Origin of the sequence: Bifidobacterium sp. UTBIF-78 (assembly GCF_006408945.1) — a bacterium.
Classification (GTDB): Bacteria; Actinomycetota; Actinomycetes; order Actinomycetales; family Bifidobacteriaceae; genus Bifidobacterium; species Bifidobacterium myosotis.
This window is the reverse complement of the sequence record NZ_JFAO01000020.1, coordinates 32,658-54,123: the sequence shown is the minus strand read 5'-3', so window position 1 is coordinate 54,123 and position 21,466 is coordinate 32,658. Positions and strand designations below refer to the sequence as shown.

Here is a 21,466-nt window from a genome sequence, read left to right as displayed (position 1 = left end):
GCGTCGTCAGGGCGTTGTCAAGGCACCGTCAGATAACAATGTTGGAACTTGCCGCTAGCGCAGCACCACCAGCTGCTGGTGCAGAATCGGCGTGGCTGATTTGGCCGGGACCGGACGCCATTCCAGCTGGGCCGGATCATGGTGACCGGCGATGTACCGGCGCATCCATTCGAAGCACTCCTGGGTCTGGATGGCGTCGCTCAGCGCACGGTGCTCCTCGTTCTGCGCGATGTCGAACCGTACGATGAGATCGGCCAGGCGATGATGCTTGTGTTCGGGGAACAGCATACGGCTGATCTGCATGGTGTCGTAATCCGTGCAGGCGAACCCGGAACCGGCGACATGCCGCGTGTTGTAGTCGAGGAACCGCAGGTCGAAGCTCACGTTATGGCCCACAATCGGTTCAGGCACGGAACCGGAGTCCGACGAGGCGAGCCATGCGATAAACCGGGGCAGCACCTCGTCGATGGGGTCGAGATCAGCCACCATCGCGTCGCTGATGCCGGTCAATGCGGTGATCTGGCGTGGAATCGGGCGCAACGGGTTGATCAGTTCCTGGAACTGGTCCACGATACGGCCTGAACGCACCCGCACGGCGCCGATTTCCGTGATGGCGCAGCGGTTGGGGTAGAAGCCGGTGGTCTCGAGATCCAGCGCCACGTAATCGAGCGGGAATCCGTCGAGGTCGGTGCCTGCGGTATTCGCGGTATGTGTGCCGTTTGTGCCGGTTGCGACGGTTGTGGTGGGGGAGGCAGCCGCGACTGGTCCGATGGTCTCCCGGCCGGCTCTGCTGATTGCCGATGCGTCGGCGAAACCGGAATCATTGGGTCGGCCGTAGACGGCGATGCCGGATGTGGTCACGGAAATCTCCTCACGATAGTCGATGTTCGCTCAAACATTGTAATGGGACGACCGTCATAGGGAAAAATTATTCCCTACCCGAAAGGTGCGGATATATTGGTGGGAAGACCTCTCGGTGAGATCCGGGAACGGAATCGCACAGGATAATGAATCGCGCAGGGTGATTGACGGAAAGAAGGGGATGCGGCCGATGAAACGAGTGGTGGCGGGCATTGTGGCCCATGTGGATGCGGGCAAGACCACGCTGTCCGAGGCGTTGCTGTACCGGTCCGGGGAGATTCGCAAGCTTGGCCGCGTGGATCACGGGGACGCCTTCCTTGACACCAATTCGCTGGAAAAGGCACGCGGCATCACCATCTTCGCGCATCAGGCACTCGTGGAGCACGGCTCGCTGCGACTGACGCTTCTGGACACGCCGGGCCATGTGGATTTCGCCGCCGAAACCGAGCGTGTGCTGCGTGTGCTCGACTATGCGATTCTGGTCGTCTCTGGCACCGATGGCGTGCAGGGGCACACGGAGACGCTTTGGCGGCTGCTGGCCCGATACGGCGTGCCTACGTTCATTTTCGTCAACAAGTGCGATGCCTCCGGATTCGACAGAAACGCTATTCTCGGGCAGCTACGTAGCCGGCTGAGCGATGCGGTGTATGCTCTACCGGCGCCGGATGAGGAGTATCCGGGCACCGGGGCTGGGCCGGTGGAACCCGATGCGATCGTGCCGTTGGGGGAGAGCGCCGAGGACATCGCCACGCTGGACGAGCGGGCCATGGACGAATACCTCGAATCCGGGAGCCTGACCGTGGGCCGTATTCGCGCGATGATCGCCGGACGACGGCTGTTCCCGGTGTATTTCGGCTCGGCACTCAAACTCGACGGCGTCGAGGAATTTTTGGATGGGCTGGAATCCTACTCCATCGAGCCGGATTGGCCGGAGCCGTTCGCCGCACGGGTGTTCAAGATCGCGCACGACGGCCAGCACAACCGGATGACCTGGCTTCGGGTGACCGGAGGCACGTTGAAGGCCAAGGAGATGGTGGATGTCGGCGGGGAAGCCGAGAAAATCGATCAGGTCCGTGTCTACAACGGCGCGAAATTCGAGACCGTCACCGCAGTGCCGGCCGGCGCGGTGTGCGCGGTGACCGGTCTGACCCGGACCTTCCCCGGTGAGGGATTGGGGGCCGAGCCGGATGCGGAGTCGCCCGCATTGCAGCCGGTGCTGACCTATACGGTGCTGCCGGGCGGGGCGTCCGGGGACGAGTCGGCCGGGGTAGTCGGCGTTGCCGGTGCGGCCGGTGCTGCTGGCGCCTCACGCACGTCGGGCGGCGCCGGGATGCCGGGCGCTTCCGACGGGGGCGAAGCTTCGAAAGGACAGGATGAGTCGGACACCGACGGAGCTTCATCCGAAGACGCCAAGATCGCGCCGCGGCCACGATTCGACGACCTCACCCTCCACAAGGTGATGGCCGCGTTGCGCGAATTGGAAGACGAGGACCCACTGCTCCATGTGGTATGGGTGGAGCGACTAGGCGAAATCCATGTGCAGCTCATGGGTGCGGTGCAGCTGGAGATCATTCAGCAGACGTTGCACGATCGATTTGGTCTGGAGGTATCGTTCGGTCCCGGCTCGATCCTGTATCGCGAGACCATCACGGCGCCTATCGAAGGCGTCGGGCATTTCGAACCGTTGCGCCATTACGCCGAGGCACATATCCTGTTGGAGCCGGGGGAGCCCGGTAGCGGTATCTCGGTGCGGTCGGCGCTGTCCGAGAATGAGCTTGACCGCAACTGGCAGCGGTTGATTCTTACTCATCTGACCGAGCGCGAGCATCTCGGCGTATTGGTCGGTGCCCCGTTGACGGATATCTCGATGACTCTGGTGGCGGGCCGGGCCCATCTGAAACACACCGAGGGCGGCGACTTCCGCCAAGCCACATACCGGGCTATCCGTCAGGGGCTGATGGAAGCGCGGGCGGGCGTTGTCGGCAGGCCCGAAGTCCCGGTTGAGGAACGTCCCGATACGTCAGGCGTTGGCAATTGCCGTCTGTTGGAGCCATGGTATCGGTTCCGTTTGGAGGTGCCGGCGGACATGATTGGACGTGCCATGAGCGACGTGCAACGCATGAGCGGCACCTTCGACGCACCGCTCATGGAGGGGGACTATGCGGTGATCGAAGGCATGGCGCCGGTCTCCGAAATGCGCGACTACGCGATGGACGTCAACCAATACACGCACGGGCACGGCAGGTTCTCGGCGACGTTCGGCGGATACCGGCCATGCCATAACGAGGAGGAGGTGGTCAGGGCTGCCGCCTATGACGCCGAGTCGGATCTGGACAACACGCCTGATTCGGTCTTCTGCGCTCACGGCGCCGGCTATCCGGTCAAATGGTATAAAGTTCCGGAGTTCGCCCATGTGGAATATGCGACTACCAGATCTGCGGGCGAATGAACCCGTTGGTCTCCAGGAATCGCTGGATATCCCGCATTTCGGGCATGTTCATCGAATGCGCCATGCCAGGGTAGACCTGTTCGGTCAGCGTGGCATGCGACCGCCAGAACTCGCCCATGGCATCGACATCCGCCTTCGGGAAGATGTCATCAATCGAGCCATGACCGTAGAACACCGGCGGCTTGCGCTCGGCCAGATCGGCGTCGCCGGGCAGCGAGCCGGGAGCGAGCCAGCCGGAGCATGAGACGGCGGCGGCATAGCGTTCCGGATCGACGCGCAGCAGGTGCGCGGCCAGCAGGCCGCCCTGCGAGAAGCCCATCGTGACCACCGCGCGTGTGGCGGGGATGTTCGCCTTCACCCATTCGTCGATGGCGGTGGCGGCCTCCAACGCCTGATCGGTGAGCGACTGCCCTTCCGGCACGCCCTCATGGGCCCATGTGCCGAACCATGTGTATCCCATGCCGTAGGCGATCGGCGCTTGCAGGCTCGCGTAGTCGGCCGAACCGGCACCGCAGTAGTTCAGCAAATCAGGAAGATCGTATTCGTTGGAACCCCAGCCGTGCAGCAGCAGGAACACCGGGTCCTTATCCGTACCCTTCAGTCGGGTCAAAGCCTTGGTAACCTTCATGGCTCCCAGTCTAGTCAACGCAGCCATGAAGCAGCCCGTGGCCCGTATGTAACACCCCATAAAAAACCCCTATAGCCACGCCGGTGACATCGCAGCCTCGGCGCGTTATCGTCGTAATCGTGCCGCGCGGGAACGGTTCCCGCGCACAGCCTGCACGCAGGTGGCCGGCCAACGAAACACCGGCGGCGGCACGGATAACGCAAACAGTGCGAATAACACCAACGGTACGCCAAAACGGCGCCACAAAGACACCATAAGGGGGTGCGCAATGACCAGGTTCAACACTCAGCTCGTCCACGGACTGCCGGTTGGAGACAACAACACCGGAGCCGTGAACCCGCCGATCTACAACTCAACGACATATGCCTTCGAGAGGGTCGATGCGATGCCCCGCTACGACTACGCCCGAAGCGGCAATCCCACCCGTGACTTTCTGGAGCGCCAGATCGCGCAGCTCGAGCAGGGCACACGCGGTTTCGCATTCGCATCCGGCCTCGCCGCAATCCACGCGGTGCTGAGCATCTTCAAGCCCGGCGACCGCATCGTGGTTGGCGACAACATCTACGGCGGCTCCTACTCGCAGCTCAACGAGTTCTTCACCCGATGGGGTCTCAAAGTGCAGTCCGTCGATACCCAAAACCTTGAGGAGCTGACCACGGCCGTGCAAGGCGACCCCGAGAACGGCGTCGCACCGGCCCAGGCCGTCTACTTCGAGACCATCACCAACCCACTGCTCAAAGTCAATGACGTGCGCGGCATCTCCGCCGTGGCCCGCCGATTCGGAGCCCTCACCATCGTGGACAACACGTTCGTGACCCCGTACCTGCAGCAGCCGCTTTCCCTCGGCGCGGACGTGGTCATCCATTCCGCCACCAAGTATCTGGCCGGTCATTCCGACGTGAATGCCGGTCTGGTGGTCGCCTCCGGTGAGGATCTGGCCAATCGCATCTACTTCGCCCAGAACCGGTTGGGCGGCGTGCTGGCTCCAGCCGAGTGCGACGCGGTGCGTCGTGGCATCCAGACGCTGGCCCTGCGCATGGACCGTCAGCAGGAGAATGCGCTCGCCGTAGCCCGCTATCTGCTGGCCCATCCTCTGGTCAAGGCCGTGCATTACCCGGGCCTGCCCGGTGCCGGTGACCAGCGACTGTCCGCCAAGGGCTTGAAGGGCGCCGGCGGCGTGCTGAGCTTCGAGGTGGTGCCCGGCGTCGATCCGGCCGACGTGCTCAACAACCTGCACGTCTTCCGTTTGGCGGTTTCGCTGGGCGCGGTCGAATCCTTGGCCGAGCTGCCGTGCCGTATGACCCATTTCGAACTGCCGCGCGAGGAGCGTCTCAAAGTCGGCATCACCGACGAGCTGGTTCGCCTGTCACTCGGCATCGAAGACGCCGTGGACCTCATCGAGGATCTGGGACAGGCCTTCGAGATTGCCTACGAGCGTTACCTTGAACGTCACGCCGAGTCCGACGTGTTCAGCCAGTTGACTTCGGGGGTGTTCGCCTGATCTGATATTCGCTCGTTCTTTCCGCTTCCGCTTTTCTCGTTACTCCTTCCTACTCCTGGTGAAACCGGCGTCCATTCGTCAGACGCCGGTTTCTCTATGACCGAACATCAATGGCGATTTGTGCGATGTCCGGTACGGTAGGGGAGTGATGACAGTTCGACGAATGCCGCGGATGAACATGGATTATGGCGTAGCGACAGGTCGAGTATGGCACAGGCAACGCAACGTGACAAACGTGATATAAGACGCGTGACCAACAACTCAAACAAGGAGATCCGACATGGCGATTGACGTATACGGCGCTACGTGGTGCGGCGACTGCAAGCGCGCGAAGGACGCCCTCAACGATTTCGGCGCCGCCTTCGTCTGGCACGACATCGAGCAGGAGGAGGGAGCGGCCGACCGTGCCGTGGCGATCAGCGGCCAGCAGCACATTCCGGTCGTGCAGTACGGTGATGGCAGCTTCCAGGTCGAGCCGTCCGCGCTTGACATCAAGAACAAGCTCAAGGAGCTGGGCCTGCTGAGCTGACGGTTCGTGCCGCAGTCTACAGCAAAGAACCATACGACGGCGGGTGGCCGACGGGGATATGATGTGTTCCCCGTCGGCCACCCGCCGTCATGCATTTTGCAATCATTGGTTGCCTAGCGCTTATCGTTCCCCAAGCCCCGGTAATCCCGGAGGATCGCGATGACGACGGAGGCGATGGCGCACAGGATGCCGCCGATAGGCCACGGAATCCAGAAGAACCGCATGCCTGCGTGCCAGTCCATCGCAAGGCTGAGGAACAGCACAATCAGGGCAATCACGGTGACGGCCAGCATAATGATGCCGTTCACCGCACCGGTCAGCCTGGCCGTGGGATCCTGTTCGCCGTCGCGTACTCTGTGATTCGCTTCGGTCTCGCTGTTGTACCGTTCGATGTCCAGCAGACCGTATCGCATCCCGCCATAGACGAATCCGAAGATGCCGGCCGCGCACAGCAACAGCATGACGGCATTCGGCCATCCAGCGCTGATCTCCATCACATCGTCCGCATACATCACGACGGCGATGCCGATGAGAATCGCGGCGATGCCTCCCACGACGCATATCGCCAGCGTGCTCATCTCCCGCCGACGGTCGTTCTCGGTATAGAAATCCTCGACATACGGGTGCGCCCGTTTGAACGCGGCGTGCGACATGCTGCCCGGAATCAGCAACGCCAGACCGATGATCACGCCCACGCAGATGCACAGGAACGTCAAAAAGTCGTTGAGCGGGTTGGTGCCGATGATCGAGTTGTCCTCATCGAACAGGTTGGCGACACCCACCGATGCCACAATCACCGCGACCCCGGAGGCGATCAGCGTGGCGAACATGCGCCGGTGCGCATCATAGCCGGTCAAATCGCGGGGCAGGGCGGCGGGCGTCTTGCCCGGCGACGCCGTGATGGCTGGGGTGGCAGTGGGCGTGACGGCCGGTGTGGTGACGGAGGCATTCGCCGGGACTTCGGCCGATGCCGACGCGCCCGTCGATTGCCGGGCGTTCGCGAGGCCGGACGCCGGGCGGCTCACATCACCGAGTACCAGATCGTCGAGCGTGCAGCCGAACAGGTCGCAGATCGCCAGCAGCTTGTCCATTTCGGGATAGGCCTTGTCCGATTCCCATTTCGAGATCGCCTGCCGCGAGACGCCAAGCAGCATGGCCAGCTGTTCCTGCGTCATGTTGCGCTGCGAACGCAGGTATTGCAGATTGGTACGAAAACTCATCGTGTTCCCCTTCCCCTCCCGAATGTCGGGTTCATCGTGCTAGGTATCGTCGCAATCGCCGCATTCGGGCGACGCTCCGATACGATGCCCCTCACTATGTCATGGTACGGCCTGCCGCACCACCATCTTTGGGTTGCCACGCCCAAAAGCAACCCGAAAACCGCCTGCAACCGCAAGCAACCACCGGTTGCATCCGCATGATTCCAAGGATTATGGGGATTATGGGGTTCCAGGGCATTCCGGTGCATTAGGCGTATCCGGTCGCGATGGAGTCTTTGAGCGAGCATGGCACCTCTGATAAAAGGCTGTCGGCAGATTCAACTGGGGAAGAGCCGACAGCATCGGTTATGCGGTCACTGCTGATTCAGGACCACTAATCCATACGAGCCAGATATTCCGCAGGAGTGACGGCCTCCACCGGCGACAGAGAATCCAACAACAACGCCGGTCCACATAAACCACGGTTATAGGACGGCATGGCGAATCGCGATATCGGCACGACGTTTCGGCCGGCCGTTGCTTGCTAAGTTCGGATGCATATGTTGTCGTACGCCGGGCGTGGAGTGCGCTTGGGCGTGGAAGCGGAAAGAAGATGGTGGGTCATATGGGTTCCAACAATGCGGGTTTCGACACGGTGGATTCTGAAGCGGACGACGTCACGGCCGAGGCCGCGCCCGGTGCCGTGATCGGCGCGTTCGCGACGCGGGCCATCCATGCGGGCTATGATCCGCTCGACCACGGCTACGCGGCCGTGCCACCTATCTACGCCTCGGCGGCCTTCGATCTGGGCGACGCGGTGCGGGGCGACGCGCTGGCCGCGGGCGACCTCGATGGCTTCGAATACTCGCGCGTGGCCAATCCCACGGTTGACGCGCTGGAAAAGCGACTGGCCGCGCTCGAAGGCGGCATAGGCGCGGTGGCGGTCGGCTCCGGCATGGCGGCCGTCAGTTATGCGCTCATGTGCGCGGGGGAGGGCGGCGGCCGGATTATAGCCCCCAGCGACCTCTACGGCGCCAGCGTGGACGCGCTCGGCGACTTCCTGCCGCAGTTCGGCATCCACACCGATTTCGTGAAGGACATCAACGATCTCAACGAGGTCGAGTCGAAAATAGGCCCCGACACCCGCGCGATCTTCGCCGAAACCGTGTCCAACCCGTCCACCGAGATCCTGGACATCGAGCCGCTCGCAGCGCTCGCCCATAGGCACGGCGTCGCGCTCATCGTGGACAACACCGTACCCACGCCGTACCTGCTCAATCCCATCAGGTTCGGCGCGGACATCGTCGTCCACTCCACCACCAAGGGCATCACCGGCCATGGCAACGCCATCGGCGGCGCGGTGATCGACGGCGGCCATTTCGACTGGGCCAACGGCCGATTCCCGCAGTTCACCGCGCGCCAACAGGTTATCAGCGACGACCGGGCAGGCGAATGGCACAGTTTCGCGGAGAAATTCGGCAACGCCGCGTTCATCAAGCGCATCCGCATCAAGTACCTGCGCACGTTCGGCGCGGTGGCCAGCCCGTTCAACGCCTACCTGTCCCTTGTGGGATTGGAGACGCTGCCGCAGCGCGTCAGCCAGCAGGTCGCCTCCGCACATCGCATCGCCGAACATCTGACCCATGCCGCGCATGTGATCAAAGTCAACTATTCCGGTCTCGGCTACACGCCGCAATACGATCTGGTGCCGAAGTACTTCCCGCGCGGCGTGGGACAGATCCTCTCCTTCCTGGTGGACGGCAGCGCCGACAACGTGCGCCGTATTATCGACGGGACACGGCTGTTCTCGTACGTGCCGAACATCGGCGACGCGCGCTCGCTGATTGTCGACCCCGCGCACATCACCCATCGTGAGGTGCCGGCGGACGCCCGGATTGCGGCCGGTGTGAGCGACAACCTCATCCGTCTGTCCATCGGACTGGAAGACGCGGACGACCTCATCACTGACCTCGATCAGGCCATCGCAGGCGCGTACCGAGCCTGACCTGCCGACGTCCGGCACCATATTCCGCCATCCATGTTCCCGCGCGTTCGTGCCATGTGTCCACGCGCCATGGGTTCACGCCATGCGTTCGTGTTCGCAAGCGTGCGCCCGATGCAGAGACGCCACCGAATAACCCTTCATAGACAACGCGTATAGCAACGCCGGGCCGGGGCTGGCATCCCTTGGCTAAGGTGGAAATCGACCGGTGGAAGGGAAACGATTCGCCACTGCGGGTTTGCCGCGGCGCCGCTACTGCGGATTCGCTACTGGAGAACAGTCGCGGAACCGGTTCGCGGGATGCCGGTAAGGTCGCTACGTCCGACATGGGCGGGCGGTCTTCCCCATGGCATCCATATGGCATATGGCGCATATGACTTAACGACGATACGAGAGGAAACCGATGATCGAGATCAGAGGCGTGAGCAAAAGCTTCGGCGACACCAAGGTGTTGGACGGGCTCGATCTCGACATCCCGCGTCGCAACGTGGTCACGGTGATCGGACCGTCCGGTTCCGGCAAATCCACGCTGCTGCGCATCCTGGATTTCCTTGAGCGCGCGGATTCCGGCACTGTGGACTTCGGCGATGGTCCGGTCGACCTGACCACCACCAAATCATCGGACATCCGCAAGGTGCGCTCCCGCATCGGATTCGTGTTCCAGAACTACAACCTGTTCCTCAACAAAACCGCGTTGCAGAACGTGGCGGAACCGCTGATCTACGCCAAGGGGGTCAAGCCTGCCGCGGCCCGCAAGGTCGCCGCCGAGCAGCTTGACCGCGTCGGACTCGCGGATTTCGCCGACCGATACCCGAGCACCCTGTCCGGCGGACAGCAGCAGCGTGTGGGCATCGCCCGCGCCGTGGCCTTGAGCCCCGAACTACTCGTGCTTGACGAGCCCACCTCGGCGCTGGACCCGGAGATGGTGACCGGCGTGCTGGAGGTCATCAAGCAGCTCGGGCGCGACGGCATGACCATGCTCATGGTCACCCACGAGATGCGGTTCGCCTACGAGGCGTCTAATCGTGTGGTGTTCATCGAGGGCGGCCACATCATCGAACAGGGCGACCCGAAGCAGATCTTCGAGCATCCGCGGCAGGACCGCACACGGGAGTTCCTGTCCTCGACCAACAACGTGCTCATGATTCCGGCGGGCGACGCACCGCGCTGAGCCTGATGCGGCTGTTAAGCGGTCCTGACGCAATCCTGATGGGTCCGCCAACAATCCGCCGAAATCATCGAGCGAACAATAAACCAGAGATAAATGACATATTCAAGAGAGGGGTTTGTCATGTCCAACAATCTATCCAAGTCGCGCGGCGCGCTGCGCAAGGCCGTGGCCCTGCTGTCCGGTGTGGCCGTGCTGTTCTCGCTGGCCGCCTGCGGTTCCGCCAACGCCGGTGAGTCCGGCAAGTCCGGTTCCGATGCGTCCTCCAGCGCCAGCGCACTGGAGCAGGTCAAGTCCGCCGGCAAGATCGTGTTCGCCACCGAAGGCACCTACGCGCCGTTCAGCTACCACGATTCCAAGACCAACGAGCTGACCGGATACGACGTGGAAGTGGCCAAGGCCATCGCCAAGGAGGTGGGCGTCAAGGCCGAATTCGCCGAAGGCAGCTTCGATTCGCTGCTCGCCGGCGTGGACGCTAAGAAATATGACACGGTCGCCGACCAGATCAGCGCCACCGACGAGCGCAAGGCCAAGTACGACTTCACCGAACCGTACACCTACTCCTACGGCGTGGTCGTGACCACCAAGGACAACCCGAAGGGTGTCAAGTCGTTCGACGACGTCAAGGGTCTGCAGGCCGCCGAGACCGGAACCTCCAACTGGAACAAGACCGCCCAGGAGAAGGGCGCCACCATTGTGCAGGTCAATGACTTCGGCCAGGCCGTGGAGGCCCTGCAGTCCGGCCGCGCGGACGTGACGCTTAACGACGGCCTCGCCGTGCTCGACTACCTCAAGCAGAAGCCGGACGCGAACATCAAGATCGCCGCCAAGTCCGAGAAGACCCCGGCCGCGCAGCTGCCGTTCCGCAAGGGCAGTGACGATCTGGTCAAGGCCGTCAACGACGCCATCGCCAAGCTGCAGCAGGACGGCACGCTCACCAAGATCTCCGAAAAGTACTTCGGCGAGGACTTCTCGCAGGAGTGATGCTCGGCGTCCCGGACGGGCGGTCCGGCGGTTTGCCGTGGGTGGCGGCCATCGATGGATGGTCGCTCGCGAACCATTGGCGGCCACCGGACCGCCGCCGCACGGTTGTCTGCCCATCGCGGCGCATCGGCAACGTGATATACATCAGTCATCAGTCATCAGCACATCAGCCATAAGCCATAAGGGATAAAGGACGGGTACATGGACGCGCGAGTATGGGGAATTGTCACGGATTCCTTCACCAAGCTACTCATTCCGGGCTTGACGGTGACCATACCGTTGACCCTGATTTCCTTCGCCTTCGGTCTGGTGCTGGCGATTGTGGTGGCGCTCATCCGGGTGGCCAAGGTGCCGGTGGCCTCGCAGATCGCATGGTTCTACGTATGGGTGTTCCGCGGCACGCCATTGCTGGTGCAGCTGTTCGTCATCTTCTTCGGTCTGCCGTCGGTGGGCATCACGATTCCGGCTCTCCCGTCCGCCGTGATCGCGTTCTCGCTCAACGTGGGTGCCTACGCCTCCGAAACATTGCGCGGCGCGATTCTGGCGGTGCCCAAGGGGCAGCTCGAGGCAGGTCTCGCGGCCAACATGCCGTACGTGACCATCATGCGGCGCATCATTCTGCCACAGGCGTTCCGATCGGCGTTCCCGGCACTGTTCAACTCGTTCATCGCGCTGGTCAAGGATACGTCACTGGCCGCGAACATCACCGTGGTGGAGATGTTCATGTCCGCCCAGCGCATTGTGGCCATCTATTACGAACCTCTGGTGCTGTACATCGAGGTAGGCCTGATCTACCTGTTCTTCTGCACGGTGCTCACCTGGTTACAGAACTATTGTGAGAAGCGCCTCAACGCGCATTTCTAGCGGAATTTCGGTGCGCGTAGCTTCCGTCTCGCCGCGCACTGGTAGCATGGATACCGTAAGGACACGGCACAAGGAAGGCCGTGCTTGGCCCTTGGGAAGGGGGCTTTCGATGGCATCCATAGCAGCCATGTTCGGAGGGACCATGATATTGCTTATTATTCTGCTGGTCGTCATCTTCCTGTTGCTGTGTGCGGCGATTTTCGTCGTGCCGCAGCAGCAGGCGTACATCATAGAGCGATTCGGCAAATTCCAGAAGGTGCAGTTCGCGGGCATCCACATGCGCATTCCGCTCGTGGATCGTATCGCCATGAAGACCAACATGCGCGTCAACCAGCTCAACGTGCAGTTGGAGACCAAGACGCTCGACAACGTGTTCGTCACTGTGGTGGCCTCCACGCAGTTCCGCGTGAACCCGGAGAACGTGGCCACCGCCTACTACGAGCTGCGCGATCCGGCCGGACAGCTGCGTAGCTACATGGAGGACGCGCTGCGCTCCGCCATCCCCGCCCTGACACTGGATGATGCCTTCGCCCGCAAGGACGACGTGGCCTCCGACGTGCAGAAGACCGTGGGCAATGAGATGAGCCGGTTCGGCTTCACCGTGGTCAAGACACTGATCACCGCGATCGACCCCTCGCCGCAGGTCAAGAACGCGATGGACTCCATCAACGCCGCGCAGCGTGAGAAGGAGGCCACCCGCCAGCGCGCCGAGGCCCAGCGCATCCAAATCGAGACGCAGGCCGCCGCCGAGGCCGAGAAGACCCGTCTGCAGGGTGAAGGCCAGGCCAACTACCGCCGTGAGATCGCCAACGGTATCGTGGACCAGATCAAGAGTCTGCAGGCGGTGGGCATGAGCATCAACGACGTGAACAACGTGGTGCTGTTCAACCAGTACCTTGACGTGATGCGCTCGCTGTCCGAGTCCGGCAACGCCAAGACCGTGGTGCTGCCCGCCTCCACGCCCGGCGGTTATCAGGACCTCTACGAGCAGGTCACCAAGGCCATGCTCACCGCCTCTGATGTGAAGTGACGGAGTGGCGGCAGGTAGTATCTGCTCCAGAAAAAAAGATGTCGTTTTCGAATGCTATCGAATGATATGGCATAAATAATTTATGTATCATTTCGAACGACTATTCTGAACGGCTGTGAATTCTCACACTGGGATTATTGAGTGAGAGAATTCACAGCCGTTCTTTTTATTTAAAAAACAATATCTGCTGGATTCTTTCCAGAGATTAAGGTCATAATGCGTATATGAGCGGAAGATTCCCAATCTGCATAAATGATGGTTATAGCTTCATGTCTTGAATATGAATAACGAAACCGTGGTGTGCATGGCGATGAATTGCTAGCATGGCCATCAACCGATCCAGTTGGGGATTTTAGGATTGGTTGCATCGCCATTTTCGCCGCGATTGTCGTGGCGGTCGTATCCATTGCAAAAGGGGATTCACGCAATGACTCAGGATTTCAGCACGAAGGCAATTCATGCGGGTTATGACAGACGCGCTAACGCAGATGCCGCAGTGGTGCCAATTTATGCCACTGCGGCATTCGATTTGGAAAATGCGGTTCGTGGTGATGCTCTTGCTGCCGGCGACTTGGAAGGCTTTACGTATTCGCGCGTTGCCAACCCGACTGTTGACGTGCTGGAACGACGACTGGCTGCCTTGGAGGGTGGAGTGGGCGCGGTGGTGTTCGCTTCCGGCATGGCCGCCATCTCATCTGCTCTATTGAATGCGGCAGAAGGCGGACGCATCATTTCGCCGGCCAATCTATACGGTGCTTCCGTAGACGCTATGAAGTCCTTTTTCCCTCGTTTCGGAGTCCATACTGATTTCGTCCGGAACGTCAACGATCTCGCCGAGGTCGAGTCGGTTATCAAACCGGATACCAAAGCCATCTATGCGGAATCTGTGGCGAATCCCACTACGGAAATCACGGATGTGGAGCCGTTGGCGGAGTTGGCACATCGTCACCATATCCCGCTCATCATCGATAACACCATTCCCACGCCTTACCTCTTCCGGCCTATCGAATTTGGCGCCGATATCGTGGTGCATTCCACCACCAAAGGCATCGGAGGTCATGGCAATGCCATCGGAGGTGCCGTTATCGATGCAGGTCGATTCGATTGGGCCAACGGTCGGTTCCCGCAATTCACCGATCAGGAGCTGGTAATCAGCGACGAACGCAAGGGCATCCGTCACAGTTTCGTCAGCAGATTTGGTTCCAAGGCGTTCATCAGTCGTATTCGCATCGAATACCTGCGCACCTTTGGCGCAGCGCAAAGTCCATTCAACGCCTATCTGACCCTTGCCGGACTTGCCACCTTACCAGAGCGAGAAGCGCGGGAAACCGCTACGGCCGCAATCGTAGCCGAGCATCTCACCCATGTGCCTCATGTGCTTAAGGTCAACTATGCTTCGCTCGGCACGAACGCACAACGAGATTTGGTGAACAAATACTATCCGCAAGGAGTGGGCGCGGTGCTCTCATTTCTGGTGGAAGGCACTCGTGACAATGTTCGTCGAATTCTCAATGAAACCCGAGTCTTCACGTACATTCCCAATATCGGTGATGTCCAATCGCTTATAGTCGATCCCGGCCCCATCATTAATCGTGAGGTATCGGTGCAGACGCTTCGCGAAAATGGTGTGACCGACAATCTCATTCGTCTGTCCATCGGTTTGGAGGATGCGGACGATCTCATCGCCGATCTCGATCAGGCTATAGCGGCGGCCTATTAGCCTCGCAAACAGGTATCAGTGGCAGAAGCGACGGTCTCGTTTATCTCGAGAACTTGCCTCTTTTTGCCTTTTTATTTTTGCGCCATTGCAATCCAGTAATCGGCGTAGTCACCCCATCCGACACATATCAAGGAAATAAGGAAATATCAATCATGGGTAGAATACTCGTCTCTGAATCCGTAACCGAAGGTCATCCGGATAAAGTATGCGACATCATATCCGATTCGATTCTCGATGCATATCTCGAAATTGATCCGGACTCTCGCGTGGCTGTCGAAACCTCAGCCAAGGACGGATTGGTGGTCGTGGAGGGGGAGGTCTCGGCACCTCAGACACTCGACCATGTGGCTATTGTGCGTGAGGCTATAGCCTCCATCGGATACACTAGCGCCGCAGTCGGCCTTGACGCCGAAGGTGCCGGAGTGATTAACAATATCCGTCCGAGGGAATTCGATAGCGAGGATGGCGGAGCCTTCGGCAACTTCGGCGATGATTCCGAACTTGACCGTGAAGAGGCATACAACACCTTCGGCGGTGATCAGGGCCTTATGATCGGCTATGCTTCGGATGATACGAAAGCCCTATTGCCGTTGCCGATCTACGCCGCGAGCCGGCTTGCCGAACGTTTGGCGTATGTGCGAAAAAACGGCATTGTTCCGTTGCTGAGACCGGATGGCAAGACGTTGGTGTCGGTGGAATACGCCAATGACAATATTACCGATCCGAAAGCGATTCGCCATATCCTTATCTCGACCCAGCATTCCGATGAACTCGGACTGGATGAAGTGCGCGCCTTGGTTCGAGAACATGTGCTTGAACCGGTACTGGAGACATTGGATGTCGATGCATCTCAGGCACAAGTGGTAATCAACGAGTCTCCATTTATCAACGGCGGTCCGAAAGCGGATGCAGGCCTTACCGGGCGAAAGATCATTGTGGACACATACGGCGGAGTGGCAGGACACGGTGGTGGCGCATTCTCTGGCAAGGACCCACGAAAGCCCGACCGCTCCGCGGCATATGCGGCACGTTGGGCTGCCAAGAACATAGTGGCTGCAGGCCTTGCCCGACGCGCACAGGTCGAACTCGGCTATCTTAATCGATCGGCAAGCCCTATCACTGTGGACGTGGAGACCTTCGGTACCGAGACGGTGGATCGTGCCGCCATCGAGCGTGCGGTGCGGAAGACCTTCGACTTCCGACAGCTCGCCATCATCGATGAACTCGATCTGAGACGACCCATCTACCGCAAGACTGCGGCTTATGGGCATTTCGGACGCGATGACGAGGATTTCACATGGGAGCGCACCGATAAGGTGGAGGAACTGCTGGGGAACGTGCGATGAACGATGAATACAAGCGCGAGTACTTCGATGACTTCGAACGGGACCACCCGAACATCTTCGCTTCCAAACTCGAACTATTGAGAACCGCCATCACCTTGGACGGCACGCGATCTACCGGAAGGACCGTATCGGTCGGCGCTGGCACCGGTTCCTACGAGGATGCGTTGAAGCGGTATGACATTGCAGTGAACGATATCGTGGAACCGGCTCCTGATTTGGCCGATGAGGCGGAACAGCGTGGCTTCCATGTGATTCGCAAACTCATCCAGGACGTGCCGTTTGAGGATGAGTCTTTGGACACGGTGTTTTATAACGGCAGCGCGTTTGGATTCATCGACGAGGTCTCTTTGCGGGCAGTGCTGAAACGACATTGGCGGCAGCTCAAGCCCGGTGGCGTCATCGCGCTGCTGGATGTGCCACCTGCCAGTGCGCTCGGTATCGCCGTGCAAGCCTCCTTTTTCCTCAATAAGCCCACGTATGTGTCTCATGTGCTGGCGACGAGTTGGTACGGCGCGGAAACGCCGCATAAGGAATACTGGCGAACCACCGAATGGTATGGCGGTTTGCTTAATGATGCCGGCTTCGTCGAACAACGTACGTGGCAGACGTTGCGTAGGCATCTCATTTACCAGAATGATGCTCCTGAACCCGTGACCGAGGGGTATCAGGAAGGCAGCTACGTGGCTCTGACGGCACGGAAGTTCTGACTTGAGCGATCTGTAATCGGATTGACCATCATAATCGTTTACGGCGTGGGCCAGCTGCTTCGTCGCACTGCGTCTGGGGCATAAGCGGCCGTTATATCGAAGACATCGAATTCCGGATAATGACACGGTCCCACGAGCGTCATATTGGCGCTACGATAAACGGCAACGTTCCGCTTGAGAAGTTTGGGGCTGAAACGGAACGAATCTCACTGGGCATTCGCCCGCATACATCACCATTGCAGCATGAAGGGGATTACGTAATGACTGCACAAACTACGGCGGCACCATCCTTGGCCGCCAAAGCCGGTGCCATAGGCACTGCAACGACAAACACAACAACAAAGCTGAATCGCACCCTCGGGTTTTCCGATTTGGTCACCTATGGCCTGATTTTCATGATTCCGGTGGCGCCGATTGCGTTCTATGGCTCCCAAGTGGCCGGCGCGCACGGATTGGTTGCCACGGCCTATCTCATCGGATTGGTGGCTATGCTGTTCACTGCATACAGCTATACGCAGCTGGTGAAGCTATACCCATACGCCGGATCCGTATATAACTTCGTTAGGCAGGGGACCGGTTCCGGCGGCGTGGGTTTCATCGCCGGATGGAGCATTATTCTTGACTACCTGCTGCTGCCGGCTGTGACGACGCTGGTAGGTACCAGTTTCCTGACATCCCTGATTCCGGTTGTACCCGGATGGGTATGGGCAATCGTTATCATCGCTGCCATCACCACCATTTCCATTCTCGGCATCAATGTGCTTTCCAAGCTGTCCGCTTTGTTCCTTGGTCTGCAGGTGGTTCTTATCGTCTGGTTCGTCGGGGCAACGCTGTTGGCAGTGGCGAACGGCAGCGTGCATTTCTCTCTCGCGGCATTCTATAACCCTCAGGACTTCAGCTTCTCCAATGTGCTTAGCGCCATCGGACTGGTGATTGTATCTTTCCTCGGCTATGACGCTATCAGCACGCTCTCGGAGGAAGCCGAAAATCCGCGTCGAACCGTACCGAAAGCCATCATCACATCGATTCTCATCATTGGCGCTGTATTCGTGTTGCTGACGTTCCTTGCCGGTTCGGTTCAGCCTGATTACACCAAAATCAATCCGGACAGTGGGTTCCTCGACATTCTCGGTATTGTCGGCGGCGCTCCGTTGCAATTGTTCGCCAGCATCGTGATTGTGCTTTCGTTCTCCCTGGCCTCTGGAGAGGAATGCGTCACATCCGTTTCGCGCATCCTGTATGCGGTGGGACGTGACGGTATCCTGCCGCGACAGTTCGGCAAGCTCAACGAGAAGACCCATACACCTGTGTTCGCCACGCTCGTGGTGGCCGCCGTCAGTCTGGTGCTTGCTCTTGCCACCAGCACCGACATTTTGGGCAACGCCGTCAGCTATGGCGCACTGATTGCATTCGTGCTGCTCAATCTCACGGTGATCTGGAAGCTGTTCATCACTTCGGACGACAAGAGCCCGCGTTCCGTTCTGACCCATGTGGTCGCTCCGCTCATCGGCACCGCCGTGAGCGTGTGGATTTTCACGGGACTTGGCCCGCTTGCGTGGACCATTGGCTCCGTATGGCTGCTTGTTGGTGTCGTGATTATCGCAATCAGAACCGGATTCTTTACTAAGAAGCTCGGAGCCAGCGAAAACCTGCAGGAGTACTTCGCCTGATTCCATCCGTCTCCAACGTCTTATGCGACATGTTCATCCATCGCATAATCACATATTCATTCATCACATCCATCGAGCAAACACACGAAGCTCACTATCGTAAAGGAATATCATCATGACCAACCTCACCATCAACGCCACGGCCAACGAGATCGCAGAGCGCAGGCCGGCCCAGATTGTCACCGGAACCTATGTCGATCTTGCCGGTGTCACCAGAGCCAAGTCGGTACCCGCCCGTCGCCGTGAGGCGTTTGAACGCAACGGCTTGGGCGCCGCTCTGGTCTGGGTGGTGTTTGGCGCGGACAACTCCTTCGCCGAAAATGAGAAGTTCAATGTCTCCGGCGATTTGCGACTGCATCTGGACTCTGCTGCATTGCGTCCCTATGACGACCTTGTACTCTGGGGGCCCACCAACCTGACTAATCAGGATGGCACGGTTTCCGAATATGATCCGCGCACCAAACTCATCGAGGCCGAGCGCAAGGCCAACGATCTAGGCTATGAAGCTCTGTTCGGCTTCGAATTTGAATTCCTGCTTCTTCCGCCCGAGGTGGCCACAGCCCGCACTTCGGAGGGCCTGCAGCAGACTCCATGGCAGGGTTATGGTTCACAAACCTTCCTTGAAAAGGATGCGTTCTTCGCCGACCTGATTGCAGCGGCCGACAACGCTGGCATTGATCTTGATCAGGTGCATACCGAATGGGGTACCAACCAGTTCGAGGTTTCCATCGCACCTGACACGCCGCTTGCCGCTGCGGACAAGAACGTACTGTTCAAACTCCTGCTGAAGCGTGTTGCCGCGAAGCATGGGCTGGTGGCTGTGCTGTCTCCCAAGCCTTTTGTGGATCAACCCGGTAATGGCGGCCACGTGCACTTCTCGCTGTCCCATCTCTCCGACGGTACCTCGCTGCTTTCCGGAGGCAAGGGGCCGCACGGGTTGACGGAAGAGGGCGCCTCGGCCATCGCCGGTGTTCAGGCCCATCTGGCTGATTTGACTGCCATTTTGGCTGGTTCCCCGGTTTCGCTGCTTCGTCTGCAGCCGGAAACTTGGACCGGTGCGGCTGTGAGCTGGGGCCTTGAAAACCGTGAGGCCGCCATCCGCTTCATCGAGAACAACATCGGTAACCCGCATGGCGCGAACATCGAGGTCAAAAACCGTGATTCGGCCGCGAACCCGTATCTTTCGGTAGCGGGATTGCTGTTCTCTGCGCTCGAGGGCATTGAGAAGAAGTTGCCTCTGGCCAAGGAGACCACCCGGTATCCGGGTGACTATTCCGATGAGGAGAAGCGTGAGCGCGGCATCGTGCCGTTCCCGGCCTCATACCATGCGGTTACCGAAGCGGTGGACCAGTCTGCCGCTGTGCGTTCGTATTTCGGTGATGCTTTGGTGGACGCCCTCGTTCAGGTAAGAAACCTCAACGAGGCCACGTACAAGGACAAGTCGGCAGAAGAACTTGCGTGGCTGTTCCGCAACCTTTGGTGATAGGTTGATTTGAACGGTTTGAATCTGGTTTGCGTGCCATATCGTCGCTGCATTGACGGATATGGCACCTTTTATGCGGAAAAGGGGAACGTGTTGCCGGTTCTGACGGAACAATCATACGAACGAGACAATGAAAGTCATGTGGACGTCATCAATGAGTACGCCGCTCGGGTGCCTTTGATAGACCAGCATGCGCATTCGGTGTATGGGCATGAACCCAGCGATGAAGAATTTCAGGAGGCGGTGTTTCTCGATGATGATGCATGGCCGGATGCGATTGATCGTATGCGTAGCCAATTCGGGTATGCTCTGTTGCGGGATTGCTTTCCATTGCTCAGGGAATCAAATGGCTCATCGACAGGGGTATCGTCAGCCGATTACCTGAAGACGCGTCATGCGTTTGTTGATGCTCATTCTGAGACGGTTTTGGATCGGAAGTTCCTCAGGCTGGCTGGTGTTTCCACTTGGATTATCGATTCCGGTTTTGCCGCTGAGTCTCTTCACGGTCCGGAAGAATTGGAGACGCTTGTTGATGGAACCGTGAAACGCCTGACCCGCATCGAGGTCTTGGCCGAATCGGTATTATCCGAAACCGAGCATGAGCCGGAACGGTTCATTGAAGTATTCCGACAGCGGCTCCGGGAATCGGCATCGGTGTCTGTTGGATTCAAAAGCATTGCGGCATACCGCACGGGATTCGCTCTTTCTTGGCTTGCCATCGACGAACAACAGGTAACTCAATCCGTGAAAAACCTTGACGCCCTTGGTCGGCACAGGCTTGTCGACCCTGTGATTGAAGCGTTCATAGATAGAGAGGCAACGATATTAGGACTACCTGTGCAATTCCATGTGGGGGTGGGGGATGCGGACACAGCACTGGCCGAATGCAATCCCTCTCATTTGGTTCCTTTGATTCGGTGGGCCAAGGAGCACGGATCCCCCATCGTGTTGCTCCATTGCGTGCCGTATGAGCGTGAAGCGGCGTTTCTATGCTCAGTGCATGCGAACGTATATATGGATGTGAGCCTATCCAATCCCCACATGGGAGCACAGGTGGGAGAACTGCTACGCGAGGTGTTGGCTTGGTGCCCATTCGATAAACTGCTGTATGCATCAGATGGCATAGGGCTTGCCGAGCTGCATTACCTTGCATCGGTGCTGTTCCGCAGGCATATTGCGCAGATTGCCGTTGAATGGGTACACGAAGGTGTCTGGACTGAGCGGCAAGCCATTGATGTTATTGATGGGATTGCTCAAGCCAATGCCCGGCGAGTGTATGGATTATGATGGTCCTGCCTTGCCCGGCGAGGGATGAGTCAATGCAG

General features: G+C 59.3%; 16 protein-coding genes and 2 pseudogenes. 15 read left to right on the top strand and 3 right to left on the bottom strand.

Annotation, left to right across the window (positions count from 1 at the left end):
- Positions 1-54: 54 nt before the first annotated feature.
- Positions 55-660: a PolC-type DNA polymerase III gene (locus BG22_RS05540; RefSeq protein ID WP_258186225.1), complete on the bottom strand. Its 606-nt coding sequence runs from the start codon at positions 658-660 to the stop codon at positions 55-57.
- Between the two features lie 391 nt (positions 661-1,051).
- Between BG22_RS05540 and BG22_RS11460 the strand changes: the two are divergent.
- Positions 1,052-2,138, top strand: a pseudogene (locus tag BG22_RS11460) (GTP-binding protein); the annotation flags it as partial.
- A 146-nt stretch (positions 2,139-2,284) separates the two neighbouring features.
- A pseudogene (locus BG22_RS11455) lies at positions 2,285-3,310 on the top strand (GTP-binding protein); the annotation flags it as partial.
- Here BG22_RS11455 and BG22_RS05530 read toward each other — a convergent pair.
- Positions 3,288-3,938, bottom strand: coding sequence for an alpha/beta hydrolase (locus BG22_RS05530; RefSeq protein ID WP_140493936.1), 651 nt, complete (start codon positions 3,936-3,938; stop codon positions 3,288-3,290). The pseudogene BG22_RS11455 and the gene BG22_RS05530 overlap by 23 nt on opposite strands.
- Positions 3,939-4,206: 268 nt before the next feature.
- Here BG22_RS05530 and BG22_RS05525 point away from each other — a divergent pair, with 268 nt between their 5' ends.
- A complete protein-coding gene (locus BG22_RS05525; protein WP_140493935.1) occupies positions 4,207-5,439 on the top strand; it encodes a PLP-dependent aspartate aminotransferase family protein in 1,233 nt (410 codons plus the stop codon).
- A 280-nt stretch (positions 5,440-5,719) separates the two neighbouring features.
- Complete coding sequence (locus tag BG22_RS05520; RefSeq protein ID WP_094667764.1) at positions 5,720-5,968, top strand: mycoredoxin; 249 nt, start codon at positions 5,720-5,722, stop codon at positions 5,966-5,968.
- Between the two features lie 113 nt (positions 5,969-6,081).
- Here the strand turns inward: BG22_RS05520 and BG22_RS05515 are convergent, their stop codons facing one another.
- A complete protein-coding gene (locus BG22_RS05515) occupies positions 6,082-7,188 on the bottom strand; it encodes a helix-turn-helix transcriptional regulator (protein ID WP_140493933.1) in 1,107 nt (368 codons plus the stop codon).
- A gap of 604 nt (positions 7,189-7,792) precedes the next feature.
- On the opposite strand from BG22_RS05515, the gene BG22_RS05510 reads away from it, so the two are divergent.
- The 11 genes from BG22_RS05510 to BG22_RS05460 all read left to right on the top strand — a co-directional run bounded on the left by BG22_RS05510 (position 7,793) and on the right by BG22_RS05460 (position 21,428).
- Positions 7,793-9,172: an O-acetylhomoserine aminocarboxypropyltransferase/cysteine synthase family protein gene (locus BG22_RS05510; protein WP_375137700.1), complete on the top strand. Its 1,380-nt coding sequence runs from the start codon at positions 7,793-7,795 to the stop codon at positions 9,170-9,172.
- A gap of 400 nt (positions 9,173-9,572) precedes the next feature.
- On the top strand, positions 9,573-10,340 hold the full coding sequence (locus tag BG22_RS05505) for an amino acid ABC transporter ATP-binding protein (protein ID WP_140493931.1): 768 nt from the start codon (positions 9,573-9,575) through the stop codon (positions 10,338-10,340).
- A 120-nt stretch (positions 10,341-10,460) separates the two neighbouring features.
- Positions 10,461-11,321: a transporter substrate-binding domain-containing protein gene (locus BG22_RS05500; RefSeq protein WP_140493929.1), complete on the top strand. Its 861-nt coding sequence runs from the start codon at positions 10,461-10,463 to the stop codon at positions 11,319-11,321.
- A gap of 201 nt (positions 11,322-11,522) precedes the next feature.
- Entirely contained in the window at positions 11,523-12,185 is a 663-nt protein-coding gene (locus BG22_RS05495; RefSeq protein WP_140493927.1) for an amino acid ABC transporter permease, read from the top strand.
- Between the two features lie 142 nt (positions 12,186-12,327).
- Entirely contained in the window at positions 12,328-13,215 is an 888-nt protein-coding gene (locus BG22_RS05490; protein ID WP_375137701.1) for an SPFH domain-containing protein, read from the top strand.
- Between the two features lie 427 nt (positions 13,216-13,642).
- The gene (locus BG22_RS05485) at positions 13,643-14,935 is read left to right on the top strand and encodes an O-acetylhomoserine aminocarboxypropyltransferase/cysteine synthase family protein (RefSeq protein WP_140493925.1); all 1,293 of its coding nucleotides are present in this window, start codon (positions 13,643-13,645) and stop codon (positions 14,933-14,935) included.
- Between the two features lie 152 nt (positions 14,936-15,087).
- Positions 15,088-16,281 carry a methionine adenosyltransferase gene (metK, locus tag BG22_RS05480; protein ID WP_140493923.1) on the top strand — a complete coding sequence of 398 codons (1,194 nt, stop codon included), beginning with the start codon at positions 15,088-15,090 and terminating at the stop codon, positions 16,279-16,281.
- Positions 16,278-16,988, top strand: coding sequence for a class I SAM-dependent methyltransferase (locus tag BG22_RS05475; RefSeq protein WP_140493921.1), 711 nt, complete (start codon positions 16,278-16,280; stop codon positions 16,986-16,988). Before metK ends, BG22_RS05475 begins: the two co-directional genes overlap by 4 nt.
- Before the next feature lie 260 nt (positions 16,989-17,248).
- The gene (locus BG22_RS05470) at positions 17,249-18,658 is read left to right on the top strand and encodes an APC family permease (protein ID WP_140493919.1); all 1,410 of its coding nucleotides are present in this window, start codon (positions 17,249-17,251) and stop codon (positions 18,656-18,658) included.
- Between the two features lie 115 nt (positions 18,659-18,773).
- Positions 18,774-20,141, top strand: a complete 1,368-nt coding sequence (locus BG22_RS05465) for a glutamine synthetase family protein (protein WP_140493917.1) — start codon at positions 18,774-18,776, stop codon at positions 20,139-20,141.
- 9 nt (positions 20,142-20,150) lie between these two features.
- The gene (locus BG22_RS05460; protein WP_140493915.1) at positions 20,151-21,428 is read left to right on the top strand and encodes an amidohydrolase family protein; all 1,278 of its coding nucleotides are present in this window, start codon (positions 20,151-20,153) and stop codon (positions 21,426-21,428) included.
- Positions 21,429-21,466: the final 38 nt, after the last annotated feature.